Here is a 16,414-nt window from a genome sequence, read left to right on the forward strand (position 1 = left end):
CCCGCCGTCCAGCCGGATCCCCGTGAGCGCGGCCCGCCCCGACCGCGATGAGCGCCGACGCCTTCTGCCGCTCACCGACAACGCCACCCAAAAAACACCGCCCAGGGCCGCCGGCCCCGCTCAGTCGTGCGGCGGCCCGTAGCCGCCGCCTCCTGGCGTGTGGACGACGAGCACGTCCCCCGCCCCGACCTCGGCCGCGTCGCAGCCGCCGAGCCGGTCCACCGAGCCGTCGGCGCGCTCGATCCGGTTCGCGCCGCACGCGCCCGGCTCGCCGCCCGCCATGCCGTACGGAGGCACCCGCCGGTGGCCCGTCAGCAGTGCCACGGTCATCGGCTCCAGGAAGCGGATGCGCCGGGTGACGCCGTGGCCGCCGCGCCAGCGGCCGCGGCCGCCGCTGCCGCGCCGTACCTCGAAGGCGTCCACGCGTACCGGGTAGCGCCACTCCAGGACCTCGGGGTCGGTCAGCCGCGAGTTGGTCATATGGGTCTGCACGGCGTCGGCGCCATCGAAGCCGTCCCCGGCGCCCGAGCCGCTGGCGACGGTCTCGTAGTACTGCACACGGTCATTGCCGAAGGTCACGTTGTTCATCGTGCCGGAGCCCTCGGCCTGCACCCCCAGCGCCCCGTACAGCGCGCCGGTGACGGCCTGTGAGGTCTCCACGTTGCCCGCGACCGTGGCGGCCGGGAAGACGGGCGCGAGCATCGAGCCCTCGGGGATACGGACTTCCAGGGGCTTGAGGCAGCCGCTGTTGAGCGGGATGTCCTCGGCCACCAGCGTCCGGAAGACATACAGCACCGCCGCCATCACCACCGAGCTCGGCGCGTTGGCGTTGCCCGGCTGCTGCGGTGAGGTGCCGGTGAAGTCCAGCACGGCCCCGCGCGCCGCACGGTCCACCCGCAGGGCCACCTGGATGACCGCGCCGCTGTCCGTCTCGTAGCGGTACGAGCCGTCCTTGAGACGCGCGACGATGCGGCGCACGGACTCCTCGGCGTTGTCCTGCACGTGTCCCATATAGGCGTGCACGACGTCCAGCCCGAACTGCCCGATCATCCGGCGCAGTTCATGGATGCCCTTCTCGTTGGCGGCGATCTGGGCCCGCAGATCGGCGAGGTTGGCGTCGGGGGCGCGCGACGGATACGGCCCCGAGGTCAGCAGCTCGCGGGTCTCGCGCTCGCGCAGCCGGCCGTCCCGTACCAGCAGCCAGTTGTCGAAGAGCACGCCCTCCTCCTCGATCCTGCGGCTGAAGGCGGGCATCGAGCCGGGGGTGATGCCGCCGATCTCGGCGTGGTGGCCGCGCGAGGCCACGAGGAACAGCAGCTCGGTGCCCTTGTCGTCGAAGACGGGCGTGACGACGGTGACGTCCGGCAGGTGGGTGCCGCCGTGGTACGGGTCGTTGATGGCGTACACATCGCCCGGCTGCATCGCGCCCCCGTTGCGCCGCAGCACCTCCTTGATGGACTCGCCCATGGACCCGAGGTGCACCGGGATGTGCGGGGCGTTGGCGATCAGGTTTCCCTCGGCGTCGAAGAGGGCGCAGGAGAAGTCCAGCCGCTCCTTGATGTTCACGGAGTGGGCGGTGTTCTCCAGGCGCAGGCCCATCTGCTCGGCGATCGCCATGAAGAGGCTGTTGAACACCTCCAGCATCACCGGGTCGACCTCGGTGCCGACCGCCACGGTGCGCGGGCGCGGCCTCACCCGGGTGAGCAGCAGATGGCCGCGCTCGCCGACGGCGGCCCGCCATCCGGGGCCGACGACAGTGGTGGCGTCCGCCTCGGCGATGATCGCCGGACCGGCGACGGCGTCCCCGGGGCACAGGCCGGCCCGCTCGTACAGCAGGGTGTCCCGCCACGCGCCCTCGGTGAACATCCGCACGGTCGCGGCCGGGGCCGGCGCGCCCGCGCGCCCCGGCCGGCCGTCCGCGTACCCGCCCGTGGGGGCCGTGGGGCCCGCCGCGCCGACGGCCTCGACCGACACCGCCTCGGCGACGAGCGGCTTGTCCATGGTGAAGGCGTAGCGCGCGCGATGCGCCCGTACGAACTCCTCGGCCATCGCCGCGGCGGTGTCCAGGGGGACGGGGATGGCGGAGTCGGTTCCCGCGTACCGCAGATGGACCCGGGCCGAGGTGGTCACGGTCTCCTCGGGGACGCCGTCCGCGCGCAGCTCGGCGCGTGTCCGCATCTCCAGCCTCGCGCAGGTCTCGCGCACCCGCGCCAGGGTGGCCTCGCTCAGCTCCGTCTCGAGGGCCTGTTCGCGCATGGCGGTGGCGTCGGCCACGCCGATGCCGTACGCGGAGAGCACGCCCGCGAGCGGCGGCACGACCACCGTGCCCACGCCGAGGGCGTCGGCGACCGCGCACGCGTGCTGGCCGCCCGCGCCGCCGAAGCTGGTGAGCGCGTAGCGGGTGATGTCGTGGCCGCGCTGCACGGAGATCTTCTTGACGGCGTTGGCCATGCCCAGCACCGCGATGTCCAGGAAACCGGCCGCGACCTCCTCCGGCCCGCGCCGGTCGCCCGTCGCCTCCGCGATCCGGCCGGCGAGCGCGGCGAAGCGGGTGCGCACCGTCTCCGCGTCCAGGGGCTGGTCGCCATGGGGGCCGAAGACCGCCGGGAAGTGGCCGGGCTGGACACGGCCCACCATCACGTTCGCGTCGGTCACGGTCAGCGGGCCGCCGCGCCGGTAGCAGGCCGGGCCCGGGACGGCCCCGGCGGAGTCGGGCCCCACGCGATAGCGCCGCCCGTCGAAGTGGAGCACCGAGCCGCCGCCCGCCGCGACGGTGTGGATGTTCATCATCGGGGCACGCATCCGCACCCCCGCCACCTCGGTGCCGAAGACCCGCTCGAACTCGCCCGCGTAGTGGGACACATCGGTCGAGGTGCCGCCCATGTCGAAGCCGATGACCCGATGGTGGCCCGCCTCGCCGGAGGCGCGCACCATACCGACCACCCCGCCCGCGGGCCCGGACAGCACCGCGTCCTTGCCCCGGAAGTGCGAGGCCTCGCGCAGCCCGCCGTTGGACTGCATGAACATCAGCCGGATGCCGCGCAGCTCGGCGGCCACGTCCTCGACATAACGGCGCAGGATCGGGGAGAGATACGCGTCGACGACGGTGGTGTCGCCGCGCGGCACCAGCTTCATCAGCGGGCTCACCTCGTGTGAGCAGCTGACCTGCGTGAAGCCCAGCTCGCGGGCCACCGCCCCGACGGCCTGCTCGTGCGCGGCGTGGCGGTAGCCGTGCAACAGCACGACGGCGGCGCTGCGGAAGCCGTCCCGGTACGCGGAGCGCAGCGCGTCCGCGGTCGCGTCCAGGTCCGGCTCGCGCACCACGCCACCGTGGGCGTCCACGCGCTCGGGCACCTCGACGACCCGGTCGTACAGCGCCTCGGGGAGCAGGATCCGGCGGTCGAACAGGCGCGGGCGGTTCTGGTAGGCGATGCGCAGGGCGTCCCGGAAGCCTTCGGTGACGACCAGGACGGTCGGCTCACCCGTGCGCTCCAGCAGGGCGTTGGTGGCGACGGTGGTGCCCATCTTGACGACGGCGATCCGGTCGGCCGGGATGGGCTCGTCGGGTGCCAGTCCGAGCGTCAGCCGGATACCGGCGATGGCCGCGTCCCGGTATCGCTCGGGGTGCTGCGACAGCAGCTTGCGGGCCACCAGGCGGCCGTCCGGGCGCTTGCCCACGACGTCCGTGAAGGTCCCGCCACGGTCGATCCAGAACTCCCAGCGTCCCGTCGTCACCCCGCCATTGTCGCCCCATTCGCCCGGACGGCCCGGTCGGCGTGGCAGGTGTCGTCGGGAAGGCGGACGTGGTCGGGGTGGCAGACGTGGTCGGTGTCGTGGGGCTGGTGGGCGGTCCGTTCCGGTGTGATCGCCGCGAGGGCGGCACAGGTCTCCCGGCGGTCCCGCGCGTCGAGCCGGTGGCCGGTGCCCAGCACGGCGTGGCGGCACTCCAGCGCCGCCAGCCGGAGCAGGTCGGGCAGCAGGTCGGTGCAGCGGTCCGCGACCCAGCGGGTGCCACGTGTCGCCATCCACCAGGCGCCGGAGAGGAGCGACGGCGGCGGGCCGTCGAGCGCCTCGGCGGGCGGATGGCCGGTGGCCAGCCCGCGTGCGGTGAGGGCCGCGTGGAACTCCCGCGCCAGCAACCGGTGTCCGAGCTCGCTCGGATGCAGCCGGTCCACGCTCCACGCCGCCCGCTCGGCGACCCAGGCGTGGTCCGCGAGGTGTACGTGCACGGCCTCGTACCGCCGGGACAGCGTGTGCACGACGGTGTTCACGGCGCGCATCCGGCGGGCCAGGGGCCGGGCGAGCGGGGCCGGCAGCCCCAGCATCCGGCCGGGGTCGGGGAGACACGCGGTGAGCACCACGGTGCCCTCGGCACGCAGTGTGCCGATGACCGTGTCGAGCGCCTCGGCGACCCGCCGGATGTCGAACGCGGCTCGGAGGGTGTCGTTCGCGCCGACCACGACCGAGGCGAGGTGCGGTCGGGCGGCACGGGCGGCGGCCAGCTGCACATCGGCGACGTCAGTGGAGAGCGCGCCACTACGGGAGACGTTCACGAGCTCCACGGCCCCCGGCCGAGGCGCGAGCCCGCCCGCCAGGTGCACGGCCCAGCCGCGCCATCCCCCGCCGGGCGCGGGGTCGCCCATCCCCTCGGTCAGCGAGTCGCCGAGCGCCGCAAAGCGCAGGACGTGCGGTGAGCGGTCGACGGCGGGACGGCCCGGGGCCCGCGGCCGCTGTGCGGCCGGATGGCCGCTCGGCTCGTCCGGGACGCGCACCGCACCGGCGGGCACGGCATCGAACTCCGCGACGACAGCCGGGGCGGCCGAAACCGACGGCCATGGAGAGCGGGCCGGGAGCGGGCCGACGGTCAGCCCGCGCGGTTCGCCGTCCCGGCCGCCCTGCTCGGCCGTCGCCCCGCCCGGCCGCTGCCCGGCGGCTCGCCGCGCAGCGGTACGCGGCGCCACGACGACACCCTCGGGCGGGACATCCCGGCCCTCCCGCCCGGCCGGATCCGCCGGTACCGGGGCGCCCGGCCCCCGCACCGCGGTCACAGCCGCCGCCCCGCGCCGCGCGACCGCCCCGCGAGGCCCGTCCTGCGGGCGGCCGACGCGTCGTGGATGGGCAACCCACCGGGCACGGGCGGCGCGTCGTGGACGGGCGGCGCGTCGTGGGCCGCGAGGAACGCGGCCACCGCCTCCGGCCAGCTGTAGCGCTCGGCCCGGGCGCGGGCCGTCGCGCGACGGGTGGCCTCGGGGCGGGACAGCAGGTGTTCAACGGCGTCCGCGAACGCCGCGCCGTGGTCGGCCGCCGTCGCGCCCGCGGGGCCGACGATAGCCGGGAGGGCGGACAGCTCGCTCACGACGACGGGCGTACCGCACGCCAGCGCCTCCAGCGCGGCCAGCCCGAAGGTCTCCGCGGGCCCCGGGGCGAGCACGACGTCCGCGCTGGCCTGGAGCGCGGCGAGCGCGCCCCGGTCGGCGACATGGCCCAGGAACGCGGCCGGGAGCCCCTCCTCGCGGGCGCGGGCCTCGAGGCGGGGCCGCAGCGGGCCGTCCCCCGCGACCACGAGTGCCGCTCCGACGCCCCGCCGGCGCAGCTCGGCGAGCGCGTCGAGCGCGCGGCCGGGCCGCTTCTCGGGCGACAGGCGCGAGCACATCACCAGGAGCACCGCGGCCCCGTCCCGGTGCCGGTCGCGCAGCGCCGGGTCGCGGTGGGCCGGGCGGAAGTGGTCCAGGTCCACGCCCAACGGGGCGCGTACGACATTGCGCGCGCCGATCCGTACAAACTCGCGCGCCGCCCACTCCGTCGTGCAGACGATCCGCGAATACGCCCGCGCGGTGCGCCGATTCAGCCGGTCGGCGGCCCGTCGGGCGGCGGCTTCGGGGACGCCCCAGGTGCGCAGTACACCGTCGGCACTCTCGTGGGAGACCATCAGGGAGGGCACGCGGGCGCGGCGGGCCCACTCCCCCGTCCACCTCAGGGTGGTCCGGTCGGACACCTCGAGCCGGTCGGGCGCGAGCCCTTCCAGCAGCCGCGCCAGCCGTCGGCGGTCGGTCAGCACGCGGTAGCCGCCCGTGCCGGGCACCTGGGGCCCCGGGACGGTGATCACCCTCCCCTGGGGGGTGAGCTCGTCCGAGGCGTGCGCGCCCGGCACGACCAGGACCGGCTCGTGCCCGGCCGCCCGGTAGCCCGCGCCGAGCTCGCGCAGCGCGGTGCGCAGCCCGCCGGACGAGGGGGTGACGAAGTTGGCGAGCCTGACGATCCGCAGGGGCGCGCGCCCCCCGTTCGGGTCATGGGCCGACGCACCCGCCCGCGACGGCGCGGCGCTCATGCCCCTCCCTCCCGCTCAGTCCTGCCGCGCTCCAACGCGCGAGCTTCCCTCATCACTGCTCGCTCCTCCGTCACTGCGCGGCTCCTCACTCCAGCCCGCACAGCGCGCCAAGACACGCGCCCCTCCCCCCGCTCAGCCTTGCCGCGCTCCAACGCGCGAGCTTCCCTCGTCACCGCTCGCTCCTCCGTCACTGCGCGGCTCCTCACTCCAGCCCGCACAGCGCGCCAAGACACGCGCCCCTCCCCCCGCTCAGCCTTGCCGCGCTCCAACGCACGAGCTTCCCTCGTCACCGCTCGCTCCTCCGTCACTGCGCGGCTCCTCACTCCAGCCCGCACAGCGCGCCAAGACACGCTCATGCGGCCACCGCCGTGCGGGCCGCGAGCACCTCGGAGTAGTGCTCGATCAGCTGGTCGCCGACCGCCTCCCAGGTGCGGCCCTGGACCGCTTCGTGCCCCGCGCCGCCGAGCGCCGAGCGCAGCCGCGGGTCGGCCGCGAGGAGGGAGACGGCGTCGGCGATCGCGGTCGCGTCGCGGGGCGGTACCAGCAGGCCGGTGCGGCCGTGGTCGACCAGGTCGAGCGGGCCGCCGGCCGCGGGGGCGATCACGGGGACGCCGCTGGCCTGGGCCTCCTGCACCGTCTGGCAGAAGGTCTCCTGCGGGCCGGTGTGCACGAAGACGTCCAGGGACGCGAAGACGCGGGCGAGTTCGTCGCCGGTGCGACGCCCCAGGAAGCGGGCCCCGGGCAGCGCGGCGCGCAGGCCCGGCTCGCTGGGGCCGTCCCCGACGATGACCACCCGGACGCCGGGGAGCGCGCAGACGGAGGCGAGGAGCTCGACGTTCTTCTCGGGCGCGAGCCGGCCGACGTAGCCGACGATCAGCTCGCCGCCGGGGGCGAGGGTGCGGCGCAGTTCGGTGTCGCGGCGCTCGGGGGTGAAGCGTTCGGTGTCGACGCCGCGCGCCCACAGCCGTACCCGCGGCACGCCGTGGTCGTCGAGGTCGCGGGCGGCGGCGGTGGACGGGGCGAGGGTCCGGTCGGCCGCGGTGTGCACGGCGCGTATCCGGCGCCAGGCCGCGTTCTCGCCCTTGCCGAGGTAGGTACGGGCGTAGCCGGCCAGGTCGGTCTGGTAGACGGCGACGGCGGGGATGCGCAGCCGCAGCGCGGCGGTCATGCCGCGGGCGCCGAGGACGAAGGGGCTGGCGAGGTGGACGACGTCGGTGCGGTGGGCGGTCAGGGCGGCGGCGAGCCGTCGGCTGGGGAGGGCGACGCGCACCTGGGGATAGCCGGGGAGGGGCAGGGAGGCGATGCGGAGGACGGGGTAGGGGCGGGAGGCGTCGGGGTCCGCCGGGCCGTCGTGCGCCACGGCGGGCGCGATGACCAGCGGCTGGTGGCCGCGCCGGTGCAGGTGCCGGGCGGTCTGTAGGGCGCAGTGGGCGACGCCGTTGACGTCGGGCGGGAAGGATTCGGTGACGATGGCGACACGCATACCCGTGTTGTCGGCGTACGAAGGGTGGCCCCGGCATCGTGCAGCTTTCGGGACGTGGAACGTCCCATGAGCGTTAGTCCTCGGGGCCGAAGCGGCTGCGGACCGCCGTCTGGACCTCCGCCTCCTCCGCCGGGTCGGCGGCGAGTCTGCGGAGCTGCTCGACGACGCGGGCGTCGGCGGTGGTGGCGTGCCGGGCGGCCAGTTCGCGGGTGCTCTCCTCGCAGTCCCAGAGGCATTCGACCGCGAAGCCCGCGCCGAAGGACGGGTCGGTGGCGGCCAGGGCGCGCGCCGCGCGGCCGCGGAGGTGGGAGGAGGCGGTCTCGCGGTAGACGTGGCGCAGCACGGGGGCCGCGCAGGCGATCCTCAGCCGTCCGGCGCCGTCGACGAGGGTCCACAGGGCCTGGGCGTCGGGGCCTTCGCCCCGGACCGTGTCGCGCAGGGCGGAGAGCACGAGGGGCGCGTCGTACTGCCCGCCCCGGCAGGCGAGCATGGCGGCGGCCGCGGCGCCGAGGGGGTCGGGGCGCTGGGCCCAGAGCCGGGCCCGGTCGAGGGCGGCGATGCTGCGCATCCGCTCGAAGGCGGCGAGGGCTCCTTGGGAGACCAGCTCGGAGGCGGAGGGGTCGGTGACGGCGGCTTCGATCAGGTCGAGTACCTCGGGGTCGCCGGTCTCCGCGAGATGCCGCAGCGCCGCGGCACGGGCCGCGTCGGGCGCGGCCGCGGCGGCGGCGAGGAGTTCGGGCCGGTCCTCGGGACCGGCGACGGCGGCCAGGCAGCGGGCCGCGGCGTCGGGGCGGCGGGCGCCGGGCCGCAGGTCGTCCTCCTGCTGGGCCCACAGGAGCACGTCGTGGACGCTCCAGCCGGGGCGCGGGCCCGAGGGGCGCAGCTGGCGCTGCCAGCGGTCGAAGGAGCCCTGTTCCTGAGCGGCGTGCACCCGGGCCCCGTGCCGGGGGTCGTCGGCCCACAGCCGCCAGGGCCGGGGTTCGTAGGCGCCGCGCACGGCGGCGGCGAGTTCGGCGTCGCCTTCGGGGGTCTCGGGATATCTGGCGAGGACGGCGGGGGCGAGGGCGCGCAGCTCGGTGTCCCCGTCGCGCAGGGCCAGCTCGTCCAGCGCCCACTGCCAGTTGCCGCCGGTCGCCGCGTAGCGGCGGAGCAGGCGGAGGGCGTCCTCGCGGCCGTACGAGGCGAGGTGGCCGAGGACGGCGAGGGCGAGGCCGGTGCGCTCCTCGGCGGCGTCGATGAGGTCGTCGGGGTCGAAGAGGTGCTGTTCGATCTCGTCGAGCCCGGCGTCGAGTTCGAGGCAGAGCCGGGCGTAGTACAAGGAGCGGTTCTCGACCTGCCAGTCACGCCGGGGGTCGCGCAGCACACAGTGGTGCAGTGCCGCGAGCGCCTCGGCCCGCGGCGCGGCGAGGGCGTGCAGGGTCCCGTCGCCGCGGCCTCGCTGGAGGAGGCCGAGCAGGGTGCCGCTGGGCGCTATGTCTGGATCGAACATGAGGTCAGCATCCGGTGCGGGGGGTTCGCTGGCAACGGGATTTCCGTCGATCGGCATTCTTGCCGGTGTCCGGGCGTGATATGCGCGATGAACGTGGATCAACGCCCGGGACCATGAGATCCCGAGCGCCGCAGCCTACCCGGAACAGCCCATTCCACCGAACCGTGCCGACTTGCCCCGGACAGCCACTGGCATATGCCAAAAGCACCACCGTATCGGGTATTGCCAAACCGCTTACGCGATGTCGCAGCCTGTGCAAGAGTCGTAACCGGTCCTTCCCTCACGACCCGGCCACGCCGTGCCCGTATCGGAGAACGTCATGCCGTCCCCCCGCTCCGCGGACCATTCCGCAGCCCAGCCTCCCCAGCCTCCCAGGGACACGGTCGACACACTCATCTCACAGACCCGGCGGCTGCGCGGCGGCGTCGATGCCGTCCGCCGGGACACCACGGCGGACATCGACCGTACGGACGACCCCCAGCTGCGCTGGCAGCGCGCGCTGTGCGACCTCGCGGTCCACCATCTGGACGACCTTGGCCGGCATCTGGACCAGCTGCGCGAGGGACTGCCCGCCGACCCGGCCGAGGCCGAGGCGCCCACGGAGACGGAAGCGGAGGGCCGGCCCGGCGCCCGCTCCGCCCCCGAGCCGCCCCCGCCGCCGGGCTCCGCCTACGCCACGTCCGCGCGGGACGCCGGGCCCGACGGGCACGGCTCGCTGCTGAGCCGGGTCGGCAGCGCCGAGTGGAACCTCCTCACCGACGCCGTGACCTGGTCGGACGAGCTGTACCAGATCTTCGACCGGGCCCCCGAGGACGGCGGGCTGACCTTGGACGAGCTGCCCTCCTGGGTGTTCTCCGAGGACCAGCCGACCCTGACCGCGCTGGTCACCGACTGTCTCGTCGACGGCAAGCCGATCGACGGGGAATTCCGCATCGTGCGCGCCGACGGCGTGGTGCGCACGGTCCATATGTCGGGCGAGCCCGTGCTCGACGGCGACGGCAGCACCGCGTCCATGTGGGCCGTGCTGCGGGACGTCAGCGAGCTGCGGCGCAGCGAGCGGGCGGTGCGCGAGAGCCGTGACTCGCTGCGGCGACAGCGGCATATCGCGCAGACCGAGCGCCGGGTCGCGGTCGAGCTACAGGAGGCCGTGCTGCCCGTGTGGCGGGGCTCCCCTCGGCTCTCCCCGGGGGGAGCGGCCGCCCTGGACCTCGCCGCCCACTACTTCCCCGCCTCGACCAGCACGCTGATCGGTGGCGACTGGTACGACGCGCTGGAGCTGCCCGACGGCCGGACCCTGCTCAGCGTCGGCGACCTCACCGGCCACGGCGTGGCCGCCACCTCCGGCGTGGCGATGCTGCTCGGCGCGGTGCGCGGCATGGCCGTGGCCGGGGTGGCGCCGGGCGCCCTGATGGGCTGGCTCAACCAACTGCTCGACGCCTCCGCGCAGCCTGCCCTGGGCAGCGCCGTGTGCGGCCGGTACGACCCCGTCGCCCGCACCCTGGTGTGGGCGCAGGCAGCGCACCCCGCCCCGCTGCTCTTCCGCGACGGGACGGGGCGCGCCCTCCAGTCACCGGGCGGCGTACTGCTCGGCGCCACGCCGGGAGCGACATACACCCAGCACGATGAGCGGCTGGAGCCCGGCGATCTGCTGGTGCTGCACACCGGAGGGCTCTGGCCGTTCGGCGCGGACGCCGACGGTGACGCGGGGGCCGAGCGGCTGCTCGGGCTCGCGCCGCGGTTCGCCACCGCTCGCAGCGCACAGGAGTGCGTACGGGCCGTAGTGGAGGCCTTCGACGACGAGCGGCGCGAGGACGACGCGTGCGTGCTGATCGCGCGGGTCAGCTCGTAGCGCGTCAGCCGAGCGCGCGGGTCGGGGCGTAGCGCGTCAGATGACAGCCGTCTTTCCGTCACCGCCCAGCGCTCCGCCGCCCGTTATTCCGCCGCCCGGTGTCTTCGGGCCGGAACCCTTGGGCCCCAGCCCTTTCGGCGCCCGCTGCTCGATCTCCTCGCGCAGTCTCTGGATGTCGGGGCGCGTGGAGTACCGGCCGGTGAGCCGGTACATCTCGCGCAGCCGGTCCCAGGTGCGGTGGGAGGAGTTGTGCTCGATGGTCAGCAGGGCCAGGCGCGCGTACTTGTCCGCCTGCTCCGGATCGTCGCCGAGGAAGCACGCCGAGGCGATCGAGATGTGGTCGAAGATCTGCGACCGGTCGCGGCCCTCCTCCCGCATCCGCAGCCCCTCCTTGGCATGCCGCTGCGCGATCACCGCGGCCCCGAACTCATGCTCCGCGAGCGTGCGGTAGACCAGCCCCTCCATGCCGTGCAGATCCGCCTCGTTGAACAGCTGCATCCAACTCGGCGGCGGCACGTCCCCCTTGTCCGAGACGAACAGCTCCTCCGCCTGGCCCAGGGTGCGGCGCACCGCCTGACCGTGGCCCATCGACGCCTGCGCCCAGGCCTCGATGGTGCAGAACATGGCGCGGGTGCGGGGCAGCGTCTCCTCGCCCGCGCCGGACTTGGCGAGTTTCATCAGATCAAGTGCGTCGTCCGGCCGGCCCAGGTGGACCATCTGCCGGGCGGCCCGGGAGAGCGCCTCGCCGGCCCGGGGGCGGTCGCCGCCCTCGCGGGCCGCGTGCGCGGCGATGAGGAAGTACTTCTGGGCGGTGGGCTCCAGGCCCACGTCGTGGGACATCCACCCGGCGAGCACGGCCAGGTTGGCCGCGACGCCCCACAACCGGCGCTGCAGCGCCGGGGGGTGGCGGTAGGCGAGCATCCCGCCCACCTCGTTGAGCTGGCCCACCACGGCCTTGCGCTGTAGTCCCCCGCCGCGGGCGGCGTCCCAGGCGCGGAAGACGTCGACCGAGTGCTCGAGCGCGTCGATCTCCTGGGAGCCCACGGGGGCCGCCTCGTAGCGGTCGAAGCCGGCGAAGTCCGCGGACAGCGGATCGTCGGTACGGGGGGCGTCGGTGGCGAGAGTCGGGTCACTGTGCAGCCAGTCGTGCATGGCACCGGTGATGGCTGATCCTGCGGCGAGCGCGGCGCCCGCACCCACCAAGCCGCGTCGGTTGAACATAAGGTCCATTCCCGTGAATTCGGTGAGGACCGCGGCCGTGGACTCGGGCGCCCAGAGCAGCCCGTCCGCGGACTGCCCCTTCCCCGCGCGCCCCTGCCGTGCGAACCCGAGGTCCTCGATGGTCACGACTCGACCGAGGCGCTCGGTGAACAGGGCGGCCAAAACCTTGGGCACGGGATCGCGCGGCACTTCGCCGGTGTCGATCCAACGCCGCACCCGCGAGGTGTCGGTCGCCAGCTGCGGATGGCCCATGGCCGCCGCCTTCCGGTTCACGAGCCTCGCGAGTTCCCCCTTGGACCAGCCGGCGATGCCGAACAGGTCCGCGAGACGGGTGTTGGGTTCCCTCGTCACGTCAAGCCCCCAGGTTCTCGGCTGACTTGACAGTAACGGGCCAGTCACGGCCCGTGCGACTATTCGCCAGGGTTCGCCAGGGTCCGCCAGATGGTGTGCCACCCGCGGGCGGGTGTGGTGTAGGACCGCGCCACCCGGCCCGGCGGCGTTCGGCGAACGGCTGTCGGTCAAGTGGCACCAGGCAAGTGACATCAGGCAACTGGCATCAGTCGACCGACAACTGAGTGAACCAGCCGGACGAGCACGACCAGCCGGACCAGACGGACCAGCGGACCGCATTCCCCAGGGTGCGGCCTCGCCCCGGGGCCGGGAGGCGCGCGACTCGTCGGCACACGAAGGGATCTGTATTGTCCATGTACGCAGCATCGTCCTCCGTGTCCGCCCCACCCCGGCCGTACCGTCGGCAACCGCCCGGCGCCGGGCCGTTCCTGGATCCCGCCCCCGGCGGGCGAGCGAGGCGGGCCCCGGGCCCCGGCCCGCTGAGCGGGAGACTCGACATGTCCGGCCCGCAAGGAGCACAGCTGCGCACGGCGATCGCGTCGGTCCACCGCATCTGTCCGGAGTTCAACCCCGTCCAGGTGCTCCGGCGCAGCGGGCGGTCCGTGCTCCTGGTCGGCACCACGGGCCGCACCACCGCGGTCGCCAAGTGCCTGCTGGACCACTCCCCGGCCTGGGCCGAGCGGTTCCGGCGGGAAATAGCGATGTACCGGGCGTTCGTACGCCACCGCCCGCCGGTCCGGGTGCCCCGGCTGATCGCGGCGGACCCGGACAACTGCACCCTGGTCATCGAGCGGATGCCCGGGCGGGTGGCGGCGTCCCAGCGCCACCCCGCCGAGCCGCCGCCGCGCGCCGATGTGCGGGCCGCGCTCGGCGCCATCTGCCGGATCAATCTGTGGCGGCCGCCCGCCGATCTGTTCGACGCGCCGATCGACTACGCGGCCCGGCTGGCGCGCTACCACGAGCTCGGGCTGCTCACCGACCGGGACATGGGCGATCTGCGGAAGCTGCTGCGCGGTCTGGCGCACACCTCCGGCCGCCAGAGCCAGTTCTGCCACGGCGACGCGTTACTGAACAACATCCTGCTCTCCCCGGCCGGGGCGGCGCTCATCGACTGGGACCACGCGGGCTGGTATCTGCCCGGGTACGACCTGGCCACGCTGTGGGCCGCGCTCGGCGACGCGCCGGGGCCGCGGCGCCAGATCAGCCAGCTGGCGCAGGCGGCTGGGCCCGACGCGCGGGACGCCTTCCTGGTGAATCTGATGCTCGTACTGACGCGGGAGATCCGCCAGTACGAAACCGCCGTGCAGCGCGCCATGCACGACCCCGCCCCCGTGGCTCCGGGCGCGGTCGGGGCCGGCGAGGAGCAGCGTCTGCTGCTGCGCCGTCTGCACGACGACTGCTCCCTCGCGCGGCGTGCCGTGCGGGCCGCGGTCGGAACCCGTTGAGCCGCGGGGCGCGTCACCGGTCTGGACCAGTGACGCGCCGCAGGCCCGTACGCCCGTGCCGGGAAACCCCTCGGCACGGGCGTTGACGTGCAAACCCCCCGGCGGTCGAACATGATTGACGGATCGCCCGGCAGCGGATACCTCTAGGTGGGCTCAGCCCCGCACGCACGACCAGCGCACACCCGGCGCACGCCCGGCCCGCCTTGGAGGAGGCTGCAATGCGAGGATCCGCACAGGACAGCGCGCACGACTCGAACAGACCGGTGTCCGGCCCCACGCGACGGACCGCCCTGCGGACCGCGGGCGCCGCCGCGTCGGCCGCCTTTCTGCTCCCCCTCGCGGCTGAGGCCCCGGCCGCCCTGGCCGACGAGCCCCGGTCCGGGAGCGACGCCCTGCAGCGGGCCTTCGCCGCCGCGGCGAAGGAGTACGGCGTCCCGCTGAGCGTGCTGCTGGGCGTGTCGTATCTACAGTCGCGCTGGGACGGCCACGGCGGCGCGCCCAGCGTCACCGGTGGCTACGGCCCCATGCACCTCACCGACGCGACCACCGCCCTGACCCGCACCCCGCACCACAGCCACGGCACGGAGGACGCGCGCGGCGACCTGGCGCGCCCCCATCCGGTGCCCGACACCGAGGTGCCCCAGGCGCGGCAGCTGCCCGCGCGGCTGCGGACCCTGGAGCGGGCCGCCGAGCTGAGCGGACTGTCCGGCGCGGCGCTGCGCGGCGACGAGGCGGCCAACGTACGCGGTGGCGCGGCCCTGCTGGCCGCCGAGCAGAAGAAGCTGGGGCTGCCGCTGAGCGAGGACCCGGCCGACTGGTACGCGGCGGTGGCGGCCTACTCCGGCTCCGACAACGCCACGGCGGCCGCCGTGTTCGCCGACGACGTCTTCGAGGTGATCCGCGGCGGCGCGGCGCGCACCACGGGCGCGGGCGAGGCGGTCTCGCTGTCGGCCGCGCCCGAGGTGTCCCCCGACACCCGGCAGTTGCGGGCGCTGGGTCTGCCGTCCGTCACGCGGGATCCGAACGTCGACGCGCCCAAGGGCGTCTCGTGCGAGTGGATCCCGGCGCCCTACGAGCAGTTCGGCGACAACGACTACGGCAACCACGACCTGGGCAACCGCCCCGAGTCCCAGACGATCGACTACATCGTCATCCATGACACCGAGGGCACCTGGGACGTCTGCCTCAAGCTGATCCAGGACCCCACGTATGTGTCCTGGCAGTACACCCTGCGCTCCGCCGACGGGCACATCGCCCAGCACCTGGCGCTCAAGGACGTCGGCTGGCACGCGGGCAACTGGTACGTCAACGCCAAGTCGATCGGGCTGGAGCACGAGGGTTTCCTCACCGCCCCCGACGCCTGGTACACGGAGGCGATGTATCGCGCCTCGGCCCGGCTGGTGCGCTATCTCGCCCGGAAGTACGACATCCCGCTGGACCGCCAGCACATCCTGGGCCATGACAACGTCCCCGGCACCACCACCCCGAACATCAAGGGCATGCACACCGACCCCGGCCCCTACTGGGACTGGGCGCACTACTTCACCCTCCTCGGCGCGCCCTTCCACACCACCGCGGGCCCGGGCGGCGGGCTGGTCACCATCCGCCCCGACTACGACACCCACCAGCCCGTGTACACCGGCTGCGACACCGCCGGACAGCCGTGCGCCCCGCACGGCTCGGGCGCGGTGCGGCTGCACACCGCGCCGAGCGCGGACGCCCCGCTGGTCAAGGACATCGGGCTGCGCCCCGACGGGGCTGACTCCACCACCGGCGTCAACGACACCGGCGCCCGTGCGTCGACCGGCCAGCGGTTCGCGGTCGCGGAGCGCCAGGGCGACTGGACGGCCATCTGGTATCTGGGGCAGAAGGCCTGGTTCGAGAACCCCAAGCGCCGGCCGACCGCGGTGAACGGGAAGGGCCTGGTCGTCACTCCGAAGGACGGCGCGGCGGATGTGCCGGTGTACGGCCGCGCCTACCCGGAGCAGGAGGCATACCCGGAGGGCGTGCCGGTGCAGGCCGTCTCGCCGCTGTCGTACAAGCTGCTCGCGGGGCAGCGGTACGCGCTGGGCCTGAAGACCCAGGGCGAGTATTTGTGGGCCACCACCTTCGACCCGGCGGGCCACAAGGTGGTGCGCGGCCAGGACACGTACTACCAGATCCAGTTCGGCCACCGGGTGGCGTTCGTACGGGCCGCCGATGTGCGGATCGAGCCCTCCGACCGGTAGTCGCGAGCTCGCTTCGGGGG

At 74.6% G+C, this 16,414-nt stretch carries 9 protein-coding genes; 3 read left to right on the forward strand and 6 right to left on the reverse strand.

Annotated elements, in window-relative coordinates; translation table 11 throughout:
* Positions 1-120: 120 nt before the first annotated feature.
* From ACWY4P_RS06065 to ACWY4P_RS06085, 5 genes are all read right to left on the reverse strand, one after another.
* Positions 121-3,735: a hydantoinase B/oxoprolinase family protein gene (locus tag ACWY4P_RS06065; RefSeq protein ID WP_456209093.1), complete on the reverse strand. Its 3,615-nt coding sequence runs from the start codon at positions 3,733-3,735 to the stop codon at positions 121-123.
* Complete coding sequence (locus ACWY4P_RS06070) at positions 3,732-5,048, reverse strand: GDSL-type esterase/lipase family protein (protein WP_456209094.1); 1,317 nt, start codon at positions 5,046-5,048, stop codon at positions 3,732-3,734. The genes ACWY4P_RS06065 and ACWY4P_RS06070 overlap by 4 nt, the downstream gene beginning before the upstream one ends.
* Complete coding sequence (locus ACWY4P_RS06075) at positions 5,045-6,328, reverse strand: glycosyltransferase (RefSeq protein ID WP_456209095.1); 1,284 nt, start codon at positions 6,326-6,328, stop codon at positions 5,045-5,047. The genes ACWY4P_RS06070 and ACWY4P_RS06075 overlap by 4 nt, the downstream gene beginning before the upstream one ends.
* 352 nt (positions 6,329-6,680) lie before the next feature.
* A complete protein-coding gene (locus ACWY4P_RS06080) occupies positions 6,681-7,811 on the reverse strand; it encodes a glycosyltransferase family 4 protein (protein ID WP_456209096.1) in 1,131 nt (376 codons plus the stop codon).
* A 73-nt stretch (positions 7,812-7,884) separates the two neighbouring features.
* On the reverse strand, positions 7,885-9,300 hold the full coding sequence (locus ACWY4P_RS06085; protein ID WP_456209097.1) for a HEAT repeat domain-containing protein: 1,416 nt from the start codon (positions 9,298-9,300) through the stop codon (positions 7,885-7,887).
* 319 nt (positions 9,301-9,619) lie between these two features.
* On the opposite strand from ACWY4P_RS06085, the gene ACWY4P_RS06090 reads away from it, so the two are divergent.
* A complete protein-coding gene (locus tag ACWY4P_RS06090; protein ID WP_456209098.1) occupies positions 9,620-11,149 on the forward strand; it encodes a PP2C family protein-serine/threonine phosphatase in 1,530 nt (509 codons plus the stop codon).
* 36 nt (positions 11,150-11,185) lie between these two features.
* Here ACWY4P_RS06090 and ACWY4P_RS06095 read toward each other — a convergent pair whose 3' ends face one another.
* Positions 11,186-12,721, reverse strand: a complete 1,536-nt coding sequence (locus ACWY4P_RS06095) for a DNA-binding protein NsdB (RefSeq protein ID WP_456209099.1) — start codon at positions 12,719-12,721, stop codon at positions 11,186-11,188.
* A gap of 353 nt (positions 12,722-13,074) precedes the next feature.
* On the opposite strand from ACWY4P_RS06095, the gene ACWY4P_RS06100 reads away from it, so the two are divergent.
* Both ACWY4P_RS06100 and ACWY4P_RS06105 read left to right on the forward strand, forming a co-directional pair.
* Positions 13,075-14,166, forward strand: coding sequence for an aminoglycoside phosphotransferase family protein (locus tag ACWY4P_RS06100; protein ID WP_456209100.1), 1,092 nt, complete (start codon positions 13,075-13,077; stop codon positions 14,164-14,166).
* A gap of 218 nt (positions 14,167-14,384) precedes the next feature.
* The gene (locus ACWY4P_RS06105; protein ID WP_456209101.1) at positions 14,385-16,394 is read left to right on the forward strand and encodes an N-acetylmuramoyl-L-alanine amidase; all 2,010 of its coding nucleotides are present in this window, start codon (positions 14,385-14,387) and stop codon (positions 16,392-16,394) included.
* Positions 16,395-16,414 lie beyond the last annotated feature (20 nt).

This window comes from Streptomyces sp. LZ34 (genome assembly GCF_053890475.1).